At 63.4% G+C, this 17,614-nt stretch carries 15 protein-coding genes and 1 pseudogene; 10 read left to right on the top strand and 6 right to left on the bottom strand.

The features are described 5' to 3' along the window. Positions 1–311: 311 nt before the first annotated feature. Both AB3X99_RS14890 and AB3X99_RS14885 read left to right on the top strand, forming a co-directional pair. Entirely contained in the window at positions 312–875 is a 564-nt protein-coding gene (locus tag AB3X99_RS14890) for a thioredoxin family protein (protein ID WP_254314756.1), read from the top strand. A gap of 103 nt (positions 876–978) precedes the next feature. Continuing rightward, on the top strand, positions 979–1,422 hold the full coding sequence (locus AB3X99_RS14885; protein ID WP_368617360.1) for a GFA family protein: 444 nt from the start codon (positions 979–981) through the stop codon (positions 1,420–1,422). Positions 1,423–1,427: 5 nt separating this feature from the next. Here the strand turns inward: AB3X99_RS14885 and AB3X99_RS14880 are convergent, their stop codons facing one another. Beyond that, the gene (locus AB3X99_RS14880; protein WP_368617359.1) at positions 1,428–1,835 is read right to left on the bottom strand and encodes a GFA family protein; all 408 of its coding nucleotides are present in this window, start codon (positions 1,833–1,835) and stop codon (positions 1,428–1,430) included. Positions 1,836–2,124: 289 nt separating this feature from the next. Beyond that, complete coding sequence (locus tag AB3X99_RS14875) at positions 2,125–3,168, bottom strand: alpha/beta fold hydrolase (RefSeq protein ID WP_368617358.1); 1,044 nt, start codon at positions 3,166–3,168, stop codon at positions 2,125–2,127. A gap of 412 nt (positions 3,169–3,580) precedes the next feature. On the opposite strand from AB3X99_RS14875, the gene AB3X99_RS14870 reads away from it, so the two are divergent. Together AB3X99_RS14870 and AB3X99_RS14865 are read left to right on the top strand one after the other, a co-directional pair. Further along, positions 3,581–3,829, top strand: coding sequence for a DUF4148 domain-containing protein (locus tag AB3X99_RS14870; protein ID WP_069262375.1), 249 nt, complete (start codon positions 3,581–3,583; stop codon positions 3,827–3,829). 40 nt (positions 3,830–3,869) lie between these two features. Next, positions 3,870–4,292 (top strand): organic hydroperoxide resistance protein, encoded by a 423-nt coding sequence (locus AB3X99_RS14865; protein WP_368617357.1) that lies wholly within the window; start codon positions 3,870–3,872, stop codon positions 4,290–4,292. Positions 4,293–4,373: 81 nt separating this feature from the next. Here AB3X99_RS14865 and AB3X99_RS14860 read toward each other — a convergent pair whose 3' ends face one another. Continuing rightward, positions 4,374–5,408 (bottom strand): 2-hydroxyacid dehydrogenase, encoded by a 1,035-nt coding sequence (locus AB3X99_RS14860; protein WP_368617356.1) that lies wholly within the window; start codon positions 5,406–5,408, stop codon positions 4,374–4,376. After that, complete coding sequence (locus tag AB3X99_RS14855; RefSeq protein WP_342948333.1) at positions 5,299–5,712, bottom strand: DUF4148 domain-containing protein; 414 nt, start codon at positions 5,710–5,712, stop codon at positions 5,299–5,301. Before AB3X99_RS14855 ends, AB3X99_RS14860 begins: the two co-directional genes overlap by 110 nt. Positions 5,713–5,867: 155 nt before the next feature. On the opposite strand from AB3X99_RS14855, the gene AB3X99_RS14850 reads away from it, so the two are divergent. The 3 genes from AB3X99_RS14850 (at position 5,868) to AB3X99_RS14840 (ending at position 9,030) form a co-directional block, all read left to right on the top strand. Further along, positions 5,868–5,993 carry a hypothetical protein gene (locus tag AB3X99_RS14850; RefSeq protein ID WP_256094506.1) on the top strand — a complete coding sequence of 42 codons (126 nt, stop codon included), beginning with the start codon at positions 5,868–5,870 and terminating at the stop codon, positions 5,991–5,993. Between the two features lie 662 nt (positions 5,994–6,655). Beyond that, positions 6,656–8,272: a nodulation protein NfeD gene (locus tag AB3X99_RS14845; RefSeq protein WP_368617355.1), complete on the top strand. Its 1,617-nt coding sequence runs from the start codon at positions 6,656–6,658 to the stop codon at positions 8,270–8,272. Next, positions 8,269–9,030, top strand: coding sequence for a slipin family protein (locus tag AB3X99_RS14840; protein ID WP_069262378.1), 762 nt, complete (start codon positions 8,269–8,271; stop codon positions 9,028–9,030). Before AB3X99_RS14845 ends, AB3X99_RS14840 begins: the two co-directional genes overlap by 4 nt. 205 nt (positions 9,031–9,235) lie before the next feature. Here the strand turns inward: AB3X99_RS14840 and AB3X99_RS14835 are convergent, their stop codons facing one another. Continuing rightward, the gene (locus AB3X99_RS14835) at positions 9,236–9,577 is read right to left on the bottom strand and encodes a DUF4148 domain-containing protein (RefSeq protein ID WP_368617354.1); all 342 of its coding nucleotides are present in this window, start codon (positions 9,575–9,577) and stop codon (positions 9,236–9,238) included. 1,006 nt (positions 9,578–10,583) lie between these two features. Between AB3X99_RS14835 and AB3X99_RS14830 the strand changes: the two genes are divergently transcribed. The 3 genes from AB3X99_RS14830 (at position 10,584) to AB3X99_RS14820 (ending at position 14,486) form a co-directional block, all read left to right on the top strand. Then, the gene (locus tag AB3X99_RS14830) at positions 10,584–12,443 is read left to right on the top strand and encodes an HAD hydrolase family protein (protein ID WP_368617353.1); all 1,860 of its coding nucleotides are present in this window, start codon (positions 10,584–10,586) and stop codon (positions 12,441–12,443) included. A 950-nt stretch (positions 12,444–13,393) separates the two neighbouring features. Continuing rightward, positions 13,394–13,846, top strand: a complete 453-nt coding sequence (locus AB3X99_RS14825) for a nuclear transport factor 2 family protein (RefSeq protein ID WP_342948338.1) — start codon at positions 13,394–13,396, stop codon at positions 13,844–13,846. A 238-nt stretch (positions 13,847–14,084) separates the two neighbouring features. After that, positions 14,085–14,486: an FAD-dependent oxidoreductase gene (locus AB3X99_RS14820; protein ID WP_368617352.1), complete on the top strand. Its 402-nt coding sequence runs from the start codon at positions 14,085–14,087 to the stop codon at positions 14,484–14,486. 1,406 nt (positions 14,487–15,892) lie between these two features. Here AB3X99_RS14820 and AB3X99_RS14815 read toward each other — a convergent pair. After that, positions 15,893–16,073: pseudogene (locus AB3X99_RS14815) on the bottom strand (VIT1/CCC1 transporter family protein); the annotation flags it as partial. Between the last annotated feature and the right edge of the window lie 1,541 nt (positions 16,074–17,614).

Below are 17,614 nucleotides of genomic sequence, written 5' to 3'. Positions count from 1 at the left end.
CGGTCTCCAGACGAATGTCGGCGGACTTGCCATGTGCCGTATTTCAGCGCGGGCATGTATCCGGGGAATGTCCGGAACGCGGGCGTCGTGCATCGTCATGTATCGCGCACGCGGCTGGATACATAGGGATACAAACACGCGCACGGCGTGCAGCGGCCCGCGAAGCTGTGGCCGCGCAGTGGACGATTTGTATCCCTACGTATCGCGTCCCGCCGGCGACACACTACGTTTCAACAGTGCCGCAAGCGGGACACGAGCCAGATACGTGGGAGCGGTCCAATACGCTCGTCGTCCACACAAGGAGAACTCTCATGATCTCTCGTCTCAAGATAGCCGCTGTTGCCATCGGCCTCGCTGCCACCGCCGGGCTCGCCGCGTACGCTTCGGGCGAAGCGCCGTCGGGCGGCTCGGCCGCGCTGCAGACCGGCGCGCAGGCGCCCGACTTCACCGGCATCAACAACTGGCTCAACAGCCCGCCGCTCGACCTCAAGCAACTGCACGGCAAAGTCGTGCTCGTCGACTTCTGGACCTTCGACTGCATCAACTGCGCGCACACTATCCCGCACATCAAGGAGCTGGACGCGCGCTATCGCGACAAGGGTCTCGTGGTGGTCGGCGTGCATACGCCCGAATATTCGTTCGAGCGCGACACCGGCAACCTGCAGAAGGCGATCAAGCAATACGGCATTACGTACCCTGTCGCGCAGGACAACGGTTACGCGACGTGGAACGCCTATGGCAATCAGTACTGGCCGGCGGTCTACCTCATCGACCAGAACGGCAAGCTCGTTTATACCCACTTCGGCGAGGGCGACTACGCGCAGACCGAGCAGAAAGTTCGCGATCTGCTGGGCATTCAGGGCAAGCAGGGATGATCGGCTGGCGCGGCGCCGCTCCGGCTGGCGGGGCGGCGGCGATCACGCGTTTGCCCGCGTAGATCCGGCAGCAGCGCGCGAAGAGACCGACTATACGCGTAACATGCGCGCGTACCCGCAAAAACGGAGAAGACCGATGTCGACAGACTGGAAAGGCCGCTGCCTGTGTGGCGCGGTGCAATACGAGGCTCGCGGCGCAGCGTTCGCGCAGCTCGTTTGTCACTGCCGCGATTGCCAGCGCGCTTCCGGATCGGCCGGGTTGCCGGTAGTCGTAGTGAGTGCGGCCGAATTCTCGTTCGAAGGCGAAATCCGCTCTTACACAATAACGGGCGGCAGCGGCATGCCAACGACAGGAAATTCCTGTGCGCATTGCGGCAGCCTGCTCTTTGGCACACCACAGCATGCGCCGGATATCGTGACGATCTACGCCGGATCGCTCGATGACCCTTCACGGTTTCGCGCCGAATTCGTTCAGTTCACGTCTGAGCGGCATCAGCTGGACGCCCGCGAGCCCGGCATTGCTCAACATGCGGGACGAGCGCCCTGAGACACTCAAAGGTGCCGCGTCTCCGGAGGCGGATTGCCCCAATCATTCGCGAGACCGTTGGCATAGGAGATCGGTGCATCGAGGGCTTCGTTCAGGTCGAAGTCGTCGATGCACATGATATTCACGTTGATGTAAGGGTAACCCGTTCCATTCGGCATATCGACGCGGTCGAATACATGCACGCCGCAGTGTTTGCAGAACGGATGGTGGGCTACCGGGTTCTTCCCTTCGTAATGCGTGAGATCGCTTTCGCCCGAAAGCAGGACGAATGCTTCCGGGCGAACCTGGACGAGCCAGAGGCGGAGCCTTCCGCAGAAACTGCAGTTGCATTTTCCCGTGCCCTTGCTGAAATCGATTAGGGCTTCGAACTTCACCGACTGGCAATGGCAACTTCCACGGTATGTCCGCTGCATGGGGCTCTCCCGATCAGTGTGAAGACAACTGCGGAATTATGTCACCGATCCTGAATCAGGAGCCCCTGCACCCTGTCAAGGTGCAAATCGAGTAAACAAGTAGTCGCGATCATTTCCCACTTGCGGTAGCCGGGCGCAATCGTCAAGCCGTAGACCGGCGATGCGGCCTGCCCCGGCGCTTGCGTACCTTACTGGGCCCACGCAGCGGGAACCTGCGCGAGAGCCGCGCGCAGTGCGAGCACGACGGGCGCGCGATGCTTGAGAAAACGCGCTTGCATCGCGGCCCCCGTCACAGATGCGTGACTTGCAGGATGGCCTGCGCGAACTCCTTGGGCGCTTCCTGGGGGAGATTGTGGCCAATGCCGCCATCGAGATCGCGGTGCAGATACTTGCCCGTGAACTTCTTCGCGTAAGCGGCCGGCGCGGGATGCGGCGCGCCGTTGGCGTCGCCTTCGAGCGTGATGGTCGGCACGGTGATGGCCGGCGCGGCGGCAAGACGCTGCTCGAGGCTGTCGTACTTCGCTTCGCCCTGTACGAGCCCGAGGCGCCAGCGGTAGTTGGAGATCACGATGGCCACGTGGTCCGGATTCTGGAAGGACGCTGCGCTGCGCTCGTAGGTCGCGTCGTCGAAGTTCCACTTCGGCGAGGCGAGTTGCCAGATCAGCTTGTTGAACGCATCGCGATTCGCGGCATAGCCCTGCACGCCGCGCTCGGTCGAGAAGTAGAACTGGTACCACCACTGCAGCTCGGCTTGCGGCGGCAGCGGCTTGCGGTTCGCCTCCTGGCTGCCGATCAGATAGCCGCTCACGGAGACCATCCCCTTCACGCGCTCGGGCCACAGCGCCGCGACGATGTTCGCCGTGCGTGCGCCCCAGTCGTAGCCGCCCAGCACGGCCTGATCGATCTTCAGGGCGTCCATGAACGCGACGAGATCGACGGCGGTGACGGCCTGCTGGCCGTTGCGCGGCGTGTCGTCGGAGACAATGCGCGTGCTGCCGTAGCCGCGCAGATACGGCACGAGCACGCGATAGCCCGACGCGGCCAGCATCGGCGCGACCTCGACATAGCTATGAATGTCGTACGGCCAACCGTGCAGCAAAATCACAACCGGACCGTTCTTCGGACCCGCTTCGGCGTAGCCCACATTGAGCAGGCCTGCGTTGACCTGCTTGATCGGGCCGAACGAGACGCCGTTGCCCGTGCGCGAGTTGCCTTCCGTGCCGCCGGCCGACTGTGCGTGCGCGAGACCGCCGAATGCGAAGTCCGCGAGCGTGAGGCCGGCAAGCGACGTGCCGAGAAGGCGACGGCGCCGGACGTTGACGGGATCTGACATGACCATTTCTCCTTGTTGTGCATGCAGGCCGCGCCCGAACGGCTTGGCCTCGTTGATGAGCCGGCGGCAGCAGATCGTTCGAACCGGTCGATCACGCTCGCGGCGGCAGGCAAAACGCCCCGGTGAATTTATAACCGGGCAGCAAAAGCGCCATGTATCCCAATGTGTCTGTTGCGAGCGCGTACACAAAACGAATCAAAAAAGCGTCGGCGTGCCAGGATCAATTCGGCGTGAGCGGGATTGCACGAGCGGCGCGTTTGTATCGCAATGTATAAGCGCAGGCCCCAGACACATACCCTTGCAAAACGCGGCGTTCATGAAACACGGCAGATACGTCCGGTGGTTGTAATGCATCAACGCCGGAACTTGCTGTTGACCGGACGGATTTCCGAACCCTTCCCAGGAGAAAGTCATGAACGTCTCGAAGCTCGCCCTCGCCTTCGCCGCCAGCGCCGCAGTCCTCACCGCCGCTCCGGCCTTCGCCGCCATGCCCGCCCAGTCGGTCGCCGCGCAACCCTCGGTACAGCAAAGTCCGGCATGGATGCCCGCCAGCAATGCGGCCAACGCAAAGATCACGCGTGCACAGGTTCGCCAGGAACTGGTTCAGGCGCAGCACGACGGCCAGCTCGCCGCGATCCAGCAACTGTACCGCGGCAGCTAATTCATTGTCCCAACGACGCTAACCCCAGGAGATAAATACCATGAGTCAGGCAGAAAACGTGCTGTACACCGGCAAGACCCACACCACCGGCGGCCGCGATGGCGCGGCCCGCAGCGAAGACGGGCGTCTGGACGTGAAGCTCTCGCCGCCCGGATCGAGCGCACCTGGCACGAACCCGGAGCAGATGTTCGCGGCGGGCTGGTCGGCGTGCTTCATCGGCGCCATGGGTCGCGCCGCCACGAAACTCGGCACGACGCTGCCGCGCGACGTGGCGGTCGACGCCGAGATCGACCTCATCAACGCGGACGACGCGTTCAAGCTGCGCGGCCGTCTGAACGTGACCCTGCCGGGCGTCGATCGCGAGACGGCACAGCGCATCGTCGAAACGGCACACCAGATCTGCCCGTACTCGAAGGCCACGCGCGGCAACATCGACGTCACGCTCAGCGTCGTCGAGGCGTGATCGCGGAGCAGAAGAAAGCAAAAAAGCGGGGCGGCTTGCGCGCCCCGCTTCGCTTTTATGTGTTGCCGTGCGCGCTGCGCGCTAGCCGTGCGGCGCGTCCACGAGGTTGACTGGCGAACCGCTGCGCCAGGCCTCCACGTTGCGCAGCGTCGTTTGCGCGATCTCGTTCATCGCCTCGCGCGTGAAGAACGCCTGGTGCGACGTGACGATCACGTTCGGAAACATCAGGAGACGCGCGAGCACGTCGTCCTGCAGCGGCGCATCCGAGTGGTCCTCGAAGAACAGGCCGCCTTCCTCCTCGTACACGTCGAGGCCGAGATGCCCCAACTGGCCGCTCTTGAGCGCATCGACGAGCGCGGTGCTTTCCACCAGGCCGCCGCGGCCGGTATTGATGAGCATGGCGCCGCGCTTCATCTTCGCGAGCGCGTGCCGGTCGATCAGATGCCGGGTTGCGGGCACGAGCGGGCAATGCAGACTCACTACGTCGGACTGCGCTAGCAACGTATCGAGCGGCACGTAACGCGCGCCGAACGCCAGCAAGTCTGCGGCCGGCGGGCCGGGATCATGGGCGAGAACCTGCATGCCGAAGCCTGCCATGATGCGCGCGAAACACCGGCCGATGATGCCCGTGCCGATCACGCCGGCCGTCTTGCCATGCAGATCGAAACCGAGCAGCCCGGCAAGCGAGAAGTCGCCTTCGCGCGTGCGCGACACGGCTCGCGGCAGCTTGCGGTTGAGCGCGAGGATCAGCCCGACGGCATGCTCGGCCACCGCATGCGGCGAATAGGCGGGCACTCTCGCGACGGTGATGCCAAGACGCTGCGCCGCTGCCAGATCGACGTGATTGAAGCCTGCCGAGCGCAGCGCCACGAGGCGCGTGCCGCCCTTGTGGAGGCGCTCGAGCGTGGCGGCGTCGACCGTATCGTTGACGAAAGGGCACACCACCTCGTAGCCATCGGCAATCACGGCGGTATCGGCGTCGAGATGCGATTCCTGGTAGTGCAATTCATATTCGAAAGCGCTGTTCGCCTCGGCGAACGTATCGACGTCGTACTGGCGCGCGCTGAACAGGATCATGCGCGGACGAGCGGAAGTGGGGATCTGGGTTCCCGGCATGTTGACCTCGTGCGAGCTTCGGGGTGTGGGCGCGAAGTGCGCCTTGATGCGCATGGATGCGCCTTGAACTCGAACGTGAAAGCGTTCGCGTGAGCCGCGTAGCCACGCAAGCACATGGTAACAGCAGGTTCGCGGGGGATCGCGTGTTGTCGCTGGCGCGGTTGTAGCCGGCCTTCTGGAGTTGCACGAGTTCGGCCTTCACTTCGGCACGGGTCACCGGTTGGCTCGACTGGGCGAACGAGAACGCAGGAACGGCAACGAGGGCCGCAAGTGCGGCGGCGACGAGCGAGTGTGCGAGCTTCATGGTGTCGCGTTGGCGGGGCCGGCTAACACGACAATAAGGGGCGAATCAAAAGTGTTGCTGCACCGCACACTTAGCTCCCCGCGCCTTGCATTCTGCCCTGAAATCTCTATAATAAGGGTTATCCCTTAGGCACTAACCCTAGCAAAGAGGAAATCATGGGTGCAATCGTCGAAAAACTGACTCAAGTTCTGGCTGCACTGCGTCGTCTTGGCGCCGAAGCGCTGAACCGTCACCTCGAATACTGCGAACTGCTCGCAGAAGCTCAGCGCCGCTGGTACTAATCCGCGCCTGACTGCAGCAAGCGTCCCTGCCCGTACAAACGAGGGACGAGAAGTAACACGCGGCCGCATCGAGCGGTCGGGTTTTATGCGGCGCCCAGCCGTGCCTCGATTCGGGAGGCATCCGTGCGCGCCGCATCGGGCCGTGATCCCGGCGCAGCCAGAAATGCGCGTGCGCGGTCATAGGCTTGCGCAACGCCACGCAGTTCCCGCGTGACCGGCCGGTCGTCCAGACCCCGCCGGGGGTGAGCGCGTAGCTTTCACCATGGCCACCGCACCGAATCCTGGTAGCGCACAAGCATGAAATGCGCGACCGCGTTCGAGCGGTACGCGGCCACATCCCGTTCGTCCTCGAAGCTCGCCGCAGCGAAGCGCGACCATAGGGCTCGTCGCCGTATGGGTCCGTGCGCTTCCGCAGCCCTCTTGCCGTTTAGTTGCAATAGCAACGACTTGCCGGCCGCAAGATGTTCGCGCCGCAGCGCGGCGCGCCAAATCCCGATTCCTCCATTGCTTTCGGAGCCGTGCAATCCGTGTGCGGCACAACATTCGGCGCGTTTTCCCGCCATTCGGGCCGGTTCGCGCTTTGGGCGGAAAGCGCCTAATCTTGAGGTATCGGCTCTTGCCCCATCTGTGAGCCGGAACGTGCGCCACCTTCCGGACTTCCGATGCGCGATCATCGCCCCTCGCATGCCGCGGTGCACGACGCGCCGCACGCTCACCCGCACCATCCGCTCACCGCGCGGCTTGCTCGCGCCGTTGTGTTCGTCGCCTTGCTGGTCGCGTGGGCCGCTGTGGCGGCCGCGCTAGCCGTGCCGGCTGCGTTCGCGGCACCGAGCCCCCCCGTCGTCGTCATGACGGTGAACGGCGCGATCGGGCCCGCCAGCGCCGATTTCATCGTCCGCTCGCTGGAGCGAGCCGCGCGCGAGCGCGCGCCGCTTGCGATCCTCGAACTGGATACGCCCGGCGGCCTCGACACGTCGATGCGCCAGATCATCAAGGCGATTCTCGCCTCGCCGGTGCCCGTAGCGACCTTCGTCGCTCCCGGCGGCGCGCGCGCCGCGAGCGCGGGCACCTATATCGTCTACGCAAGCCACTTCGCAGCCATGGCGCCGGGGACGAACCTCGGCGCGGCATCGCCGGTGCAGCTCGGCGTGGGCGGCGGCGGTGGCGGTGGCGGTGGCGGTGGCGGTGGCGGTGGCGGTGGCGGTGGCGGTGGCGGTGGCGGTGGCGGTGGCGGTGGCGGTGGCGGTGGTTTTCCAGGCGGCCCGCCAGGCGCTCCCGAGACCGCCTCCGGCGCCTCGGCCACGCACGCCGACGACAACGAATCGACGGAAGCCCGCAAGGTCATGCACGACTCCGCCGCCTACATTCGCGGCCTTGCGCAACTGCGCGGGCGCAACGCCGCGTGGGGCGAGCGCGCCGTGCGCGAGGCTGTGAGCCTCTCGGATGAAGAAGCACGCGACCAGCACGTGATCGATCTGATCGCGCTGGACCCCGCCGATCTCGCGCGCCAGCTCGACGGCCGCACCGTCACAACCACGGCGGGAACGCTGCGCGTCGCCACCGCGCACGCGCCGCTCGAAGTCGTCGCGCCCGACTGGCGCAACCGCTTCCTCTCGATCGTCGCCGACCCGAACGTCGCGCTGATTCTGCTGACCATCGGCATTTACGGACTCTTCTTCGAGTTCGCCAACCCAGGCTTCGTGCTGCCCGGCGTGGCGGGCGCGACCTGCCTGCTGGTGGGCCTCTTCGCCATGCAGCTGCTGCCCGTGAACTACGCGGGCCTCGGGCTCGTGCTGCTCGGGCTCGCATGCCTCATCGCGGAGGCATTTCTGCCGACCTTTGGCGTGTTGGGCTTCGGCGGCATCGTGGCGTTCGCCATCGGCGCGCTCATGCTGATGGACACCGGCGCGCCCGGCTACGGCATCCCCATCCCGCTCATCGCGGGCCTAGCGCTAGGCGGCGCGGCGTTCGTCGCCACCGTCTCGAGCGTGGCGCTGCGCGCGCGGCGCCGGCCCGTGGTGACCGGCGCTGAGGCGATGGTAGGCGCCACGGGCGAAGTAATCGACGAGGGCCTGCACCCCGACCCGCGGCCCGGCCACGCAGCTTTGTCGACGGGCTGGGCGCGCGTGCACGGCGAGCGTTGGCGCGTGGCATGCGCCACGCCGCTCGCCGCCGGCAGCCGCGTGCAAGTGAGCTCGCGCAGCGGTCTCACGCTCACCGTGACCCCGCTGCACGGCGCGGCACACGACAAGGCAAACGAGAAGGGAGAACATTCATGATCGGCTTCACGTTCGGCTTCACGGGCCTTCTGATCGCGCTGCTGGTGCTGATCGCCTTGTCGTCCATCCGCATCTTCAAGGAGTACGAACGCGGCGTCGTGTTCATGCTCGGGCGCTTCTGGAAGGTCAAGGGGCCGGGCCTCGTGCTCATCATTCCCGTGGTGCAGGTGGCGGTGCGCATCGACCTGCGCACTGTCGTGTTCGACGTGCCTTCGCAGGACGTCATCACGCGCGACAACGTTTCGGTGAAGGTCAACGCCGTGGTCTATTTTCGCGTGGTAGACCCGGAAAAGGCCGTGATTCAGGTCGCGCGCTACATCGACGCGACGAGCCAGCTCGCGCAAACCACGCTGCGCGCCGTGCTCGGCAAACACGAACTCGACGCCCTGCTCGCCGAGCGCGAGCAACTGAACGCCGACATCCAGAAAGTGCTCGACGCGCAAACGGACGCATGGGGCATCAAGGTGTCGAACGTCGAGATCAAGCACGTGGACCTGAACGAAACGATGATCCGCGCAATTGCCCGTCAGGCCGAAGCCGAACGCGAGCGCCGCGCCAAGGTGATTCACGCGGAAGGCGAACTGCAGGCGTCCGAAAAATTGCTGCAAGCCGCGCAATGCCTCGCGAAGCAGCCGCAGGCCATGCAACTGCGCTATCTGCAGACGCTCACCACCATCGCCGCCGACAAGAACTCCACCATCGTCTTCCCGCTGCCGATCGAACTGCTCAACGCGCTGATCGAGCGCCTGGGCAAGTGATCCGGCCCCTCGGTTTCGAGCCGCTTGCGCCCAAGCAGGCTTCCGCGCGGCTGCGGATCGAGGCGCGTTGCTTTTCGCACTGAGCGTGGCCAGCCTTCATTCGCGAAAGTGCCTTGGGCACGACCGAGGCGCCAGGCCTGTTGCCCGGCCCGCTGCGCCGCGCGAGCACCGCCGCAGTGCGCACGTATAGGTGACAGCCTATGTGTCAGTGCCCAAAGTGGACCGGCTTGATTCCAGCGGGGGCGTTCATTGGCTGCGCCCGCTTCGCGGCCGACTCCGACGAGCCCGCGCTTACGCCGCCATAGCCGCTGCCCGCGATGCCCACCTGCTGGGCGCTAACGCGCGCTTCAGCCGCCTGCAGGTCGCGCGGATAAGACGCCCGGTCGCCCGCCGACGGTTCGTAACCCGCCTGCTCCACCTGAATCAAATCCTGCCCGACCTGGCCGCGGGTCAGGGAATCGCTTGTGGACACTGCAGCTTGCCCGAAAGCGGCAGCAGGAAACGTCAAAATCGCGGTGACTGTGACAATACGTTTAATCGTCTTCACTTAGTTCTCCCAAACGTTGAAAAGGACACATCTAATCGAGCACGGGCTGTGCCGCGCCTTCAACGGATGGCGACGGTCATTGGGGGCAAGGCCGGAGCGAGGACGACGGGCAGGCGGTCCGCGACCGCCGGCTCCCAAAAGACCGCAACGATGCGGCGATGTCGTGCCTCGCGCTCGCGCTTCAGATCTACGCAAACTCGCGCCATTGCCGAACGGTGTTGCCCATCGCGCGGAGCCAGCACGTGTGCGCCGGCACATGTCAGCACGGACATCACGGCTCTAGCTTGACCTTGATCCAGCCCGGTATCAAGGGCGTCGTCACGCGAGACAGCGCCACACGTTCCCTTGCGCTCGATGAACCGGTCACACCCGTCCGCGCGCCGAGCGACTCGGACAACCCACAGGAATCGCCCTTCGGAATCGAATTCGACCGTCGGCGTTATCGACAGCTCCGCCATTTCTATACATTGAATTCTCATACCCCCTCCTTTCCAATGTCTCTGATGCGGGCGGTCAGACTGTCCGATTCAGTTGCTTGCCGGTTGATTCCCTCAGCCGACACGTCGCTCGATCAGCAAACGACGTTCCGCATGTGCAAGGCCTGGCTGTACGAAACACAGCCTTTCCGGCGATGCGCGGTTTCTGGCGGTCGACTAAGCGTTGCCCGGTTCCGGAAACCGCGCCATTCGATGGGCCCTGCGCTTTCCCGGAGATCGGGAAGCTTCCGCTCGGCCGCTTGCGCTATCGCGGCGAACTGGGTGAAGTAGAAGATGGGGCGAAGCGTGCCTCGAGGCTGTTTAGGTACGCGCGATGCGTGTTCGTGAATTCGATATGCAGAGAGCGCTGAAGAGTGCCTATTGAAACCCCTAGAGCAAACGGTGCGACGACGTGATGTAACGCCTCGATGATTTGCCCGCGCAGGAATTTCAGAGGGCCGCCGACGTATCAAAGGGCGTCGGTAACGAGTAATCGTCAGGCGCTCCGCCAAGACCCGCAGGAGGGCCCGATGCAATTCTTTGCGCTTGCCACCGACTACGACAATACGCTGGCGAGTGACGGCCGCGTCGCCGATTCGACGTGGGACGCCGTCGAACGTCTTCGTGCATCGGGCCGTCACGCCGTTCTCGCGAGCGGCCGCGAGCTCGACGATCTTCTCGCGATCTGCCCGCGCCTCGACCTTTTCTCGCGCGTCGTGGCCGAGAACGGAGGCGTCCTCTATTGCCCCGCCACTGGCTCTCATCGTCTGCTCTCGCCCGCCCCGCCGGAAGCCTTCGTCGCCGAATTGCGGCGGCGCGCGCCCGGCGCGTTCAGCATCGGCGAGACGCTGGTCGCGACGGTGAAGCCGCACGAGCACGTCGCGCTCGACGTGATCCGCGACCTCGGTCTGGGCTTGCAGATCGTTTTCAACGGCGATGCGGTGATGATCCTGGCGCCGGGTGTTTCGAAGGCAAGCGGTCTAAACGCGGCGCTCGACGAACTCGAATTGGCGCCGCTGAACGTGGTTGGTGTCGGTGACGCGGAAAACGATCACGCCCTGCTCAGCGCATGCGGCCTGAGCATCGCAGTCGCAAACGCGCTGCCCGCATTGAAGACGCATGCCGACGCCGTGATGCATGAGGCGGCCGGATCGGGCGTCGCGGAGTTGATCGGGATGCTGCTCGCCGACGATCTGCGCGCCATCGCCGCCGTATCGCCGCGCCGTCGCGTCCTGCTGGGGACACGCTGTTCCTTGCAGGACAATCAGAAGAGCCACGAGCAAGACCGTGAGAAAAACCGGGAGTGGCTACCGCTGCAAGGGAGCGTCTCACTGCTGGTCGGCCCGTCAGGTTGCGGCAAGTCTACCGTGACGGCGGGCATGCTGGAGCGGCTCGCAGGCGCGGGCTGCCAGTTGTGCGTGATCGATCCCGAGGGCGATTATGCCAACGACGACATGACTATCGTGCTCGGCGACACGCACAGCGCGCCTTCGGTCGAAGAACTGATGCAGTTGTTGACCCGCCCAGCGCGACCCGTAGTCGCCGTCAACCTTTTGCGCGTGCCGCAGGCGGATCGCCCCGTCTTCTGCGCGAACCTGCTGTTGCACGTTCAGCGCCTGCGCACGCGCACCGGTCGTCCGCACTGGGTCGTTTTCGACGAAGCACATCATCTGTTTCCGGCAGCTTGGGAAGGCGCGAGCCAGGCGATCCCCGAAACGCTCGAAACCGCGCTGGCCGTAACGGTATCGCCCGACCAGCTCGCGCCGGCATTCTTGCGTCAAGTCGGCGTCGTACTGGCAATGGGCGATGACGCCGAAGAGGCTCTGCACAGTTTCGCGTCGGTAAGCGCACGTCCGCTGCCGGCCTCGATGGCACCAGGGGCAAGTACGGGCACTGCGCTGCTTAAGCGTGGCGAGGCGCTGTTGTGGCGTGTCAATGACGCAGCCGCACCGCAGGCGGTTTGCCTCGAACCGGGGAACAAGGAAAAGCGGCGCCATCACCGCAAATACGCGGAAGGCTTGCTGATTCCCGAGCGCAGTTTTTATTTTCGCGGCGCGCAGGGCAAGCTGAATCTGCGCGCACATAACCTGGTGCTCTTCATCGAACTGGCAGAAGGCATCGATGTCGACACGTGGCAATTCCATCGCCTGAAGGGCGACTATTCGCGTTGGTTCGAAGAGCAGATCGGCGATGACGATCTGGCCTCGGAAGCGCGTGCGATAGAGCGGGACGACTCGCTGGATGCCTGCGAGAGCCGTTTGCGCATTCGCGCTGCTATTCAGGCACGTTACACGCAACCGGAGAACCCGTCGTTGCCCGCAGTCCTGACAGCCCGGCAGCCTGGTGGAGGCGGCGTGTCGGACGGCGCACGCGAGCGGGCGGCGGAGTGACCGCTGCCCTGAAGAGTCTCTGGACCTGCACTGATCGCGAAAAGATGTGTATGGCGATTGCTTTCTGTTGCGCCGGCTCACGCGCTCGCTTCACATTTAATACGGAGTCCCGCCGTTATGATCTATCTCGATCCCGCATTGAATTCGATTCAAGGCTCCATTGCAGCGACCGCGACAAGGCACGTTGATTGCACACTCCGAAGAAGCCCCGTCTGTTGCTGCTCGGACTGCTCCGCATCCGGTTCTATCTCAACATCGTCGTTGGCCACTCGGCGGTTGCGCGACCGATTCGCATAGTGGCAACGATCGCGGCCATCGTCTACGCACTTACCATCGTCGGTATGCTTTCGCCCTAAGTTCCGGTGTCCGTGGCGCAGCATCTTCATTACCTGCCTGCATCGCCGCCCATGTACGGCGCGTCATCGTCCGGCAAGGGCGGCTAGCGCCACCAGACCCAGAGTCTTCCAGGTCCGTCGCCGGCCGCAAGATCAATCCGGGAGGACGGATCTGCCCGATCCAGTCGTCGACCAGGACGTCCATGCTGGACCCGATGAAATCGCATAGCCTCATATCTGCTATCCCGGTGTTGGGCCGGGTCAATGCGGGCAAAGAAGGGCTCGAAGGGCCGACATCTTCCAGGTTCGTCTCGACTGACCCACCACTCAACGCGCACCCAAACTGGCCGTACTTGCGAGAGCTTCGCGACACATGCCCGGGATCAAAAGTTTCCGGGGCCTCCGGCGGCATCAGATACGCGCTCCGCACCTTCCTTGCAGTGCGAGTCGCGGCTGGCAGGATCAGATGATGCGCGCCTGTTTCCATTGCCAGCGGGAAACGCGAGACCCCTGGAGTCTCTTCCGCGCGCGGCAGCGCCGCAATGAGGCACTGGCGCGATCAATGAACGTCGGCGGCCGAACGCCGCACTGGCCGCCGCTCAACCGGAGTTCACGATGACCGACAATCTGAATCGAACCGCTCTGCCTCCTGATGTGGCCGCAGAGATCGAACGTATCTACCAGCAATGGGACCTCGCATGGTCGACCGACGATCTCGACGCGATGGTCGCGCTCTATGCACCGGAGGCGGTACTCGAAAGCCCACTCGTTCCTCACCTGCTCGGCGGCAGCGACGGTGTCCTTCAAGGGCGCGAGCGAATCCGTTCACTGCTTGACAGCGCGGCGCCGCGTAAGCCTGATGCCCGCTCCTTCCATCGCGAGGGCTATTTCACGAACGGTCGCCGGTTGATATGGGAATACCCGCGCGCGACGCCCAACGGCGAGCAAATGGACTTTGTTGAAGCGATGGACGTTGAGAACGGTCGGATCAGTCGGCATCGCGTGTATTGGGGCTGGCGCGGCGTAGAAGTGATCAAGGCTGATGCGTATTACAAGGGGCACCGCTAGCCGGCCGAATCATTTTCCCTAAGAGCGACCTTGAGCGTCCTCCATTGAAGTTCAAGGCGATCAATAGTTGCGAGCAGAACGTCACGCCGACAAAACCGGGAAGCGCCGGACACTCTCCTCATGAGTCCTGGATGGGCTGCCATTGAGAGGGCGCCCCGTGTCAGGGCCGCCAAAGACCCTGCTTTTATTACGTTATGGAATGCGCGCCCGCGGCGGTGTGACCGTGCGGAGATGGACCATGAATGACACGACGCCTGTCATCGGTGCTGGACCGGTCGGTCTCGCGGCCGCACTTTTTCTTGCTGACCAGGGCATACGCACCCGCATCGTCGATGCCGCTCCGCAGGCTGCCACCGAATCGCGCGCTCAGGTCGTGAATCCCCGCGCACTCGAACTGCTGGAGTCCACGGGCGTCGCGCAGGCGATGGTCGCGCAAGGGCGTGCCATCCACCGCACGCGCTTTTATGAGGACTGGAAACTGATTGCAGAACTCGAGTTCGCTGGCGCGCATCCGCGCTACGGAATGATGATCCTTTCGCAGGCCCGCAGCGAGGCATTGCTCGCGCAAGCCTTGCGCGAGCGGGTCCGTCACAATCGCAGCCGCCTTACGGCGACCGTTTTCTGCAGGCGTTACAACTGACCGGATCACTTTGAACGCAGTGAATCCTTCGCAGCACGCTTGCCAACCGCACGGGCTAGCACGGGCCGGAGCGGCCAATAGATCGCCGCAAGCGTCGCTCAGGCCTGGTAAGGCCTGCTGCCCCGTTGCAACTTGTACCAGCCTGATTCACCGTCCGCATATGACCCGAGCGACGGCTCATCGCTCGGACTGGCGTGGCTGGACTCACCGCGGAACGTTCGCCCGAAGCGGCGCGCCATCTCTCATTGACTGGCGCCGGCAGCGCTGCTCGCCGCAGCAGGCGAACTGCTCATGCCAGTGTCGCTCTGTGCCCTGGTGTTGTCGGCACGTTTGCATCCAGCAGCCGATAGCAGCGCCAGCAGCGCTGCAAGCACAATAATCCCTGTCACGCTGTGTCTCATTTGATACTCCGATAGCGGTCCCGCAATATGGCGCGCAACCTTCATGCCGCGGGTCCGTCATCACACAAGTCCAGTGCGTCGTCCCGGGTGCAGCCGCTCAAACGAACCGGAACTCATCGGAACCCACTTTGCCTGTTGCATTACATCGACACGGGCCGCGCCATACGCGTGGGCACGCGCATGTCCAGTTGGGAGGTAATTCGCCAGCGGGCTTTTGTGAACGCCATGCGAGCTCCCGCGGCCGTTGCAGCAGCAGCGCGACGTGGGCAATGGCACGCCGCAGGCCCTACGATGTCAGCGAAGTGTCCAATGAACGTCCCTGTTTTCGAAAGGACTACATGAACAGCACCATTCAGCTCCGCAACCCGGGCAGCGGTAGTACTCGATGCGGATGCTGCCGAGATATGCCGGTTCGCCGACATCGCGCAGAGGGTGTGTCACATCGAAATCGGGATGACTCAGCAGAAGACTGCAGGACGCGCAAAGATGTGATGGATCGCAAATCATTTCATTGCCCCTGCATTGCCTTCGATGCGCAACTGCCAGGCGTCGCACGATACTTTTCACGAAGGCAGAAGATCTTGATGTCAAGGAACACGGAGGCTTGGGGACAGAGCGGAGTGTCCTCGCCATTCGCGAAGAACGCCGCGTCTGTGAAGCGCTCGAAGTATAGGATGCGGTCCGGCGCGGGCAAGCGTACTAAATTCATGGGTTCCGCACAGGCAGTTGACCGCACTCGGACGATCAGCTGCGCACGGACGCGTCATGAAAGGTTGGACTCGACGGATTGCCATCTCCGCAGCGCGGCGGCGCATGGCCAGGTGAAACAGATCCCATCGGGAGCCTGCAACTGTCTGGCCCCGTCAGCCTACCGCGCGCAGTCGCGTTCGCTGCGGCTCATCGGAATACAGCGCCACTGGTCGCATGCTTGCAAACGTCTGCCCGAAAGCTCCTGCGTCCGGCGCGCCAGCCCCACACTCGAGCGAGGTCATTCATGACGCGCCAGCCATTGAACAGTGACGTGAACACCCCGATGGCCGCCAATGCAAAAAGTACTCAGACCTACGCACTGCACGATCGCCGGGGTGCCGGACGTCCACAGGAATGGCATCGCCGGGAAGATGGCTCCGACCGCAAACAACGGAAACGAAAATCCCGCTGCAGTCCACGGATTGCCACCGAGTTCCATGACGGCGAGCATGAACACACACGATCCAAGCGTCTCGTGGAATCGCCGGTCTATCTCGTGGACGGACGAATACACGCGCCGTTCGCGTCCGCCTGGCTCGTAGACGATGCGACGAGGTCAAGAACTGCCGTACACCAGTGAAGGAATTGCGTGATCGAGCCGTAACGGGTTCCAGAGCTACCCATGGCTTTTTTCAGGTTAGCAGAGTGTCATTACATTGACGCACGCGAATGAGCGACGGGCAACGACACAGTAGCTGACGTGGCGCATACCTGTTCATGGGCTTACGGCATCGTGGTAGCCGACGCCGAGCACAAACCCTGGAACCGGCTCGATTCCAGTAGAGGACTGACTACTTGGGTCAGCTTGACAAGCGAAGCGCGAGTTAGTGGCGATTAATATTTACCTCTACGAGCGTCGGCCCGCAAACAGGGTCTATACGCGTCATGACGTTCAGTACCGGTTTCCTGTCATCGGCTGCGTAATGCGTTACTAAGGCAGTATTTCCCGTAGACCAAACAGTGGTGAATTCCAACATTCGGCAATGCGTTTTCAGCGAAAACGCCAGTAACAGCCCGTGTCGTGTTCGTTGTGAAAACCGGACGGTTTTGATTTATGGACTGGAATGCGATGACCAAGACCAGAGCAAAAACCATGCATATCGGTGGAATGTGCTTTTTCATCGTCGGTGCCTGATACGGTAACCCGAAACGCCCTGCCAAGGTGCGGCGGAGCTCGCTCTCAGTTCATGCCACTGAGTGACCTGTTATGCCACGTTCGCCAAATGAACCTGACGTTGCTCTGCGCCGCCGTGGCGTCATTTGACTTGCACGGCGGAGTATGTACCTCGGCGCGCTGTCCGCGCTTCCACTCATTTCATTCGGGCGCAGATTCGTGGGCCTGTCGACCAATCGAAGCTAGATACGCCGTTGTCCATGTCCATTCGGACCGCCAGGATACTTGAGCATTAACGCGGCCCTCTCGGGCCGTCCGCGCCGAAGAGTCGCGGTCCCGGAGCCGATACCTGCTGCGAACTGCGTACGAAATGTATCGCTTCAAATGACTGTCAACCATCACGACCCGACCCGCAGGCGCCGTAGCAGAGCCCGTCCTGCCTCGGTTAATCGCACGGTGATCCAGTCAGGCGCTCGCTCCTGAGTTTCGACAAGCTTCCGACTCTGCAATGCCCTCATGTTCGGGTCCAGTGTGCGTACCCGCATTTCCCCGTTCGCAAGCGTTAGCAGCGTGCCAATCTCATGGTGGCTGAGCATCGAAGTCCCCGCAAATGAAGACATGTCGAGAGCAGAAGCCGCGTCACGTGCCCGTATGCATACGCTTGCACGAAAAAGACGGGGCCGTGCGCACTAGAGAAGGGGCAGACTTGCGTCTGCCCGATGCACGTTAATGGATAGCCATCTGCACGACCTTCACGATCACGAGACCTACCGCGACGACGAGGTAGGTGCGCAGCACGCCCATCCACACGCGCGTCGACAACGTCAGGTGCTGCGGCGCCGGCAGCTCTTCGAGCGGCGCCA

The organism is Paraburkholderia sp. BR10882, from assembly GCF_040948855.1.
GTDB lineage: Bacteria > Pseudomonadota > Gammaproteobacteria > Burkholderiales > Burkholderiaceae > Paraburkholderia > Paraburkholderia nodosa_A.
The sequence above is the reverse complement of the archived record's forward strand: the minus strand, read 5'-3'. Positions and strand labels throughout refer to the sequence as shown.